This window comes from Desulfosarcina sp., from assembly GCF_033791525.1.
In the GTDB taxonomy this organism is placed as follows: Bacteria; Desulfobacterota; Desulfobacteria; order Desulfobacterales; family Desulfosarcinaceae; genus Desulfosarcina.
In genome coordinates, this window is sequence record NZ_JASJGN010000092.1 from 1 (window position 1) to 5654 (window position 5654).

Here is a 5654-nt window from a genome sequence, read left to right on the forward strand (position 1 = left end):
GGCTGAGAACATGCTCGACGGCCGATTCAAACCCATCGACGCCGACGACTTTGCCGAAAAATGGTCCTCCGGAAACGGCAACCTGTTGGTCCTCGACTGCCGCGCCCGACAGGATGGCGACGCCTATGCAAAAAAATACCCGCAACGCTGGGTCAACATTCCCCAGGATGAACTGCGCCGGCGCATTGGGGAAATCCCGGCTGGCAGAGAGCTGATCCTGGTCTGCAATACCGGTGTGCGCTCCTACGAAGCCCAGCTCAACCTGAAGGACATGGGCTTGACCGATCCGGTCAGTGTGCAGGGCGGGATGGTGACGCTGAACAAGTGTGGTCTGGATCTGTAGGACATTTGAGGAAAAGAGACAATGGCTGAGAATAAAAGACCACCACTGCCGCCATTCAACCATGAAGCCGCCGTAAAAAAAGTTCGTGCAGCCGAGAATGCGTGGAATACCCGCGACCCGGAAAAAGTGTCACTCGCCTATACTGTCGACAGTATCTGGCGAAATCGATCCGAATTTTTAGTCGGCCGCCATGCGATCGTTCAGTTCCTGCAGCGTAAATGGGCCAAGGAACTGGACTACCGTCTGATAAAAGAGGTATGGGCCTTTCATGATGCGCGCATTGCCGTACGTTTCGCCTACGAGTGGCATGATGACTCAGGCAACTGGTTTCGCGCCTATGGAAATGAAAATTGGGAATTTGACGAAAACGGCCTCATGCGCCGTCGCATTGCAAGCATAAACGACTTGCCGATCGAAGAAGCAGATCGAAAGTTTCATTGGCCGCAGGGACCGCGCCCCGAGGACCATCCCGGCCTGTCAGAATTAGACCTGTAGCTTTGTCCTTCGATCGTTCTTAAGAACCCGTTCAGGCCGATACCCGCTTGAGAACCCGTTCGATGTAATCTTGCGTCTCCCGGTAGGGAACGTTTCCGTTATACCTCTCCACGGTTCCCGGGCCTGCATTGTAGGCGGCCAGGGCCAGTCTTACATCTCCACCGAAACGGTCCAGCATTTGCCGGAGATAGCCGGCGCCGCCGTCGATGTTCTGCCGAACATCAAACGGATCGTCAACACCCAGTTACTCAGCCGTTGCCGGCATGAGCTGCATCAGCCCCTGGGCGCCCGCAGGGGATACAGCATCCACCTGGAAGTTGGATTCGGCCTGAATCACGCTGGCGATGAGTTTCTCCGGCAGGTTGTAGCGCCTGGCAGCGCTTTTGATGCTGTCGGCGATCAGCGACTGGCCATCCAGGGGAGCGACGGCACCTTCTTCATCGGTTACCCCTGTATGGCCCTGGGGCACGGAGGCGGCGGTGGTGGGTTCATGATATGACGGTACGAACGCATGGTTGAACCGATTCAGGCGACCGGGGTGAAGGGAAGTGCCCCGGATGGTTGAGTTTCTGAAAAAGCCCCTCGATGGTCCGGTGGAGGCCTGATTCAGATAGTCCGCAATCGTCAGCCCTGTTTTTTTTCCCGTTGACTCAGGGGGAATCGAAGATGTCGCTGACTCGAGATCCTCTGAAAAAGACGGGTTGAGGTCGGTTTTCAAGGGAATGGATGGCTTATGGTCCGTCGTGCCGACTGACTTGAGTCCCGCATTCCGTAGATAGGCATCGATTGTCATACTGGTTTTCTGTATCATGGCTGCCCCGCTCGTATAGATTCTCCAGACAAGAGCAAATACAATTTTTATACCAACTCCGGGAAGATCAAATCGGTATACAAAACGATAGGATTGGGGATGGTTTATGCAGATGGCGCCATGCCAACCGTCAATTTTGACCCGACCACAGGCAAAAATATGACATCGATTCCTTTCGATCAGGGATCATTGGTCACTTTATACTCGACTTGCCGTTCCGTTTCCATGGACCTGAAAAACAAACAATTTATTGATGAACGCATCGCGCGTGCGGCGCCACTATCCTCTGGGATAACAGCGCAAAAATTATTGCTCCTGTTTTGTTTTTATTGTATTCTTATATAGATAAAAATTCGCTCTTGCCATGTCAAATTCCGTGATTAACATCCCGCTCGCACTGTGTCTTCTAAAATAATGAACCAAGTGGCTGAACGCTTCACATTTACTGGCAAGGGCGCTCAAAATGACTGGATGGTCCTTCCTGCTGTCCGATAGCCACCGATCCTATTTAGAAGATCGCTGTTTCATAACATTACAAGCAATCGTATCAACCATTTACTGAGAGGAGCACAAGATGAACAAACCGCTTAGATTTCTTTTACTGGTTTTCGTGCTTGCGTTTGCAGGCGCCTGCGCCACGCCGCAACCCGGTAGCATGCCAACGGGCAATCCAGGCGCGCTGGTCGAGCAGTTAGAAGCAGCATTGACTAGTGCACGATCCAATCAGGTGGACGTTCTTGCACCGGGCTTGTTCAACGACGCCCAATCCGCATTCATGAAGGCCAAACAAGGCTTAGATAAAGGCACTAAGCTGACTGACATCCAGGAATATGTTGCCCAAGGAAGCGCCAGTTTGAAGAAGGCCGAAGAGATCGCCCAGGTCTCGCGGACGATTCTCGGTGAAACGAACAAAGCCAGGGATAAAGCCCTCAAGGTGGGGGCCGACCGACTGGGCGAACCATACATGGATGTGGAAAAACGATATCTGAAACTGACCAAGGCCATCGAGAACGACAACTTGAGCTATGCGCAGAAAAATGCCGTTGAGGTGCAGGCCGCTTTCCGGGATGTGGAAATCATGGCCATCAAAAACAGTGCCATCGGCAATGCGCGTAAGATGATGGCCGACGCCAATAAAGCAAGGGTCCAGAAAATCGCCCCGGCAGCCTATAACGATGCCCTCCAGGCCTTGAACGAGGCCGACGCCTATATCGGCCAAAACCCTTACGAGGCAGACACGATCAGCCAGAAGGCTGCCCATGCGGAATTCATGGCCCGACGGATGATGAGCATCGACGAGAGCTCCAACAAGTTTAAGGAGATGACACCGGAAGCGTCCGCCCTTTATGTGGAAGGCCTGCTCGTTCGCCTGGAAAAAACCATGGACACCGGCGATTTGCGAGATCAGGGCATCGACGGCCAACTCAACGGGATGATCGGTTCGGTCGATTCCCTGACACAAAAAAATCAGTCTCTTGAAACAGACAATCAAGCCTATCAGGCACGGATTGCCGACCTGGAAAAGCAGTTCACCGGTTTACAGGGCTATTCGCGTGAACAGGAAACAGCCAAACGAAAACTGGCTGCCGAGCGTGAGTTCAATGAAAAATTCAATAAAGTGCAGCGGTTTTTCCGACCTGACGAGGCGGAAGTCTATAAACAGGGCGGCCAGTTGGTCATCCGAATGCGGGGCATTCAGTTCCCGGTGGGGCAGGCGACCCTGACCCCGGATAATTATACCCTGCTCAGCAAAGTCCAGCAGGCGATTGTGACATTTGGTCAGCCGACCGTGACCATCGAAGGCCATACCGACAGCACCGGTTCCGCCCAGATGAACCAGGAATTGTCCCAAAACCGGGCCGAGGCGGTCAAAACCTACCTGGTGGCCAACAAGACGCTGCCGGCGAATCGTATCCGGGCAACCGGTTACGGGCCGAGTCGGCCGCTTGCACCGGAAACCACACCGGAAGGCCGTGCCATGAACCGGCGTATCGATGTGTTGATCACACCTTCCCAGACACCATAACAGTGGGGCGGTGCCAACCCGCCGGCAATTTAATGAAAAGCCATACACCGACCAGGAACCGCACGGTTCCCGGTCGGTTTTTTTGTCGCGGCTCAGCTGGACACACTCGCATGGTTGCCTTCAGCTAAAACACCTGCCACCTTGATATTTCCCTAATCCTACCTACTTTAAAAGCAGATCCTCTTCTGAAAATAACGGTGAAACGCATTCCCGTCATTCGCCTACCATCGATGACGCATACTGATTAAGCCACTCTAAAGCCTGTTCATCGCTTTTTGACCGGCTGAAAGGAGTTTTTATGAATAGAACGCTTTTATTAATTATACTCATCCTTATTTTGTCGACCGGAACCGCCTTGGCCAAGGTGGTTTCCCAACCACTGTCCTACATGCACGACGGTGCAACCCTGGAAGGTTATCTGGCTTACGATGATGCCGTTTCCGGCAAGGCACCCGGGATTCTAGTGGTCCACGAATGGTGGGGGCTCAACGACTACGTCCGTTCCCGCGCCGAGGAGCTGGCCCGGATGGGATACGTGGCCTTTGCCTTGGACATGTACGGCAAAGGCAAATCCACCGAGCATCCGGACCAGGCAGCCGCCTGGATGAAAGAGATAAACGCGAACATGGACCAATGGCTGAAACGGGCCATGGCGGGACTTGAAGTTTTAAAAAAACAACCGCAGGTGGATACCGCCCGATTGGCGGCCATCGGGTATTGCTTTGGGGGCGCCACGGTCCAGGTGCTGGCATACGGGGGTGCGGATCTCAAAGGAGTGGTCAGTTTTCACGGCTCCCTGATTCCACCCTCCGCCGAACAGGCCGGACGGACCCTGGCAAAAATCCTGATCTGCCACGGCGCAGAAGATCCCATGAACGCACCCGAGACATTGACCACCTATGTCAATGCCATGAACGCCTCATCCATCGACTGGCAGTTGATCGTCTACGGCGGCACCCGCCACAGCTTCACCAACCCGGATGCAGACAAGCGGGGCATGGCTGCCCTGGCCTACAATCCATCGGCGGACAAGCGCTCCTGGCAGCACATGACCTACTTTTTCAATGAAGTCCTTTCGGGCATGTAGCCATTTGGCTGCCGATTGAGGTAGCCGGATAAAACAGCAATACGTTGTTGCCCTGTACCGTTGAAAGTTGCTCATATACCAACTTTTCATCAACATGTGCTGATATTGGCGGAAAGGAATTCACGATGAATCAAAAAGCGGATAAAGCCCTCAATATCATCAGGCCATTCACGCTCAATCGTCCCGAATACGCAGTGAATTATAAAACTAAAAAAACCCTCTGCGCCCTTCTGGACTAAGGCTATACCTATGCGTTTAAAAAACTGATCCAGCCCGCCGCGTACTTTTGCATGAACTGTGGACGAAGCGCGGTAAGCGAGAAGAACTTGTGCAACCCCGAAAAATTTTAGTTTAAAACGGAGTCCATAAAAAAAGCACCGTGGGCAACAGCTTACGGCGCTTTTCTATATCGGCAATCGGGTTAACGGGGTTTCAATGTGCCGGATCGACAATTTTCATCTGGCCTGCATACCGACCGACCACCGCGTCCTCAACGCAATTTTCCAATTCCGCATCACTGATACTTTTCGGGTCTTTTAGTTCGTCCAGGGGACACACAAAATCGTTGCCCGCCATATCCTTGACCTTCACGTATAAAGTTTCCGAATTTTCAGTGCTCATAACTTTTTCCTTTCTCTATTCTATATGAATCCAAAGCGCAGACGGATTAATCATCGCTTCGATTGTAGCCCCCATCGTTGCATAAAAACATGTGAAAATTATTGTAACATTCTGTAAATATATAGAAAACATTTAATTTTTCTGGATGTGCAGGAGTCCACAGGATGTGAATTCCTGTAAAAACAGTGATTTTCTCATGTTTTTACCCTTTCGGGAAAGCGGGAGGATTCCAGATCCCGCGTTGCCAAGGGATTGCAGTAAAGGACTACGG

The 5654-nt window shown here is 52.3% G+C and carries 6 protein-coding genes and 1 pseudogene; 5 read left to right on the top strand and 2 right to left on the bottom strand.

All coding sequences use genetic code 11. The features are described 5' to 3' along the window. Both QNK41_RS04385 and QNK41_RS04390 read left to right on the top strand, forming a co-directional pair. A partial coding sequence (locus tag QNK41_RS04385; protein ID WP_319254149.1) for a rhodanese-like domain-containing protein occupies window positions 1–343 on the top strand: 343 nt, incomplete at its 5' end. Window positions 344–364: 21 nt separating this feature from the next. Then, window positions 365–838, top strand: a complete 474-nt coding sequence (locus tag QNK41_RS04390; protein ID WP_319254151.1) for a nuclear transport factor 2 family protein — start codon at window positions 365–367, stop codon at window positions 836–838. A 31-nt stretch (window positions 839–869) separates the two neighbouring features. Here the strand turns inward: QNK41_RS04390 and QNK41_RS04395 are convergent. After that, window positions 870–1649 (bottom strand): annotated as a pseudogene (locus QNK41_RS04395) (lytic transglycosylase domain-containing protein). 99 nt (window positions 1650–1748) lie between these two features. On the opposite strand from QNK41_RS04395, the gene QNK41_RS04400 reads away from it, so the two are divergent. The 3 genes from QNK41_RS04400 (at window position 1749) to QNK41_RS04410 (ending at window position 4762) form a co-directional block, all read left to right on the top strand. Continuing rightward, window positions 1749–1994, top strand: a complete 246-nt coding sequence (locus tag QNK41_RS04400) for a hypothetical protein (protein ID WP_319254153.1) — start codon at window positions 1749–1751, stop codon at window positions 1992–1994. Between the two features lie 229 nt (window positions 1995–2223). Then, window positions 2224–3675 (top strand): OmpA family protein, encoded by a 1452-nt coding sequence (locus QNK41_RS04405; RefSeq protein WP_319254155.1) that lies wholly within the window; start codon window positions 2224–2226, stop codon window positions 3673–3675. 298 nt (window positions 3676–3973) lie between these two features. After that, window positions 3974–4762, top strand: a complete 789-nt coding sequence (locus QNK41_RS04410; protein ID WP_319254157.1) for a dienelactone hydrolase family protein — start codon at window positions 3974–3976, stop codon at window positions 4760–4762. A 432-nt stretch (window positions 4763–5194) separates the two neighbouring features. On the opposite strand, the gene QNK41_RS04415 is transcribed toward QNK41_RS04410, so the two are convergent. Next, window positions 5195–5383 (bottom strand): hypothetical protein, encoded by a 189-nt coding sequence (locus QNK41_RS04415; protein ID WP_319254159.1) that lies wholly within the window; start codon window positions 5381–5383, stop codon window positions 5195–5197. Window positions 5384–5654: the final 271 nt, after the last annotated feature.

What these genes read in the sequence shown, in the direction of transcription:
- QNK41_RS04390 (WP_319254151.1), top strand. Translation starts at nt 365, where the DNA reads ATGGCTGAGAATAAAAGACCACCACTGCCGCCATTCAACCATGAAGCC.
- QNK41_RS04400 (WP_319254153.1), top strand. Translation starts at nt 1,749, where the DNA reads ATGGTTTATGCAGATGGCGCCATGCCAACCGTCAATTTTGACCCGACC.
- QNK41_RS04405 (WP_319254155.1), top strand. Translation starts at nt 2,224, where the DNA reads ATGAACAAACCGCTTAGATTTCTTTTACTGGTTTTCGTGCTTGCGTTT.
- QNK41_RS04410 (WP_319254157.1), top strand. Translation starts at nt 3,974, where the DNA reads ATGAATAGAACGCTTTTATTAATTATACTCATCCTTATTTTGTCGACC.
- QNK41_RS04415 (WP_319254159.1), bottom strand. Translation starts at nt 5,383, where the DNA reads ATGAGCACTGAAAATTCGGAAACTTTATACGTGAAGGTCAAGGATATG.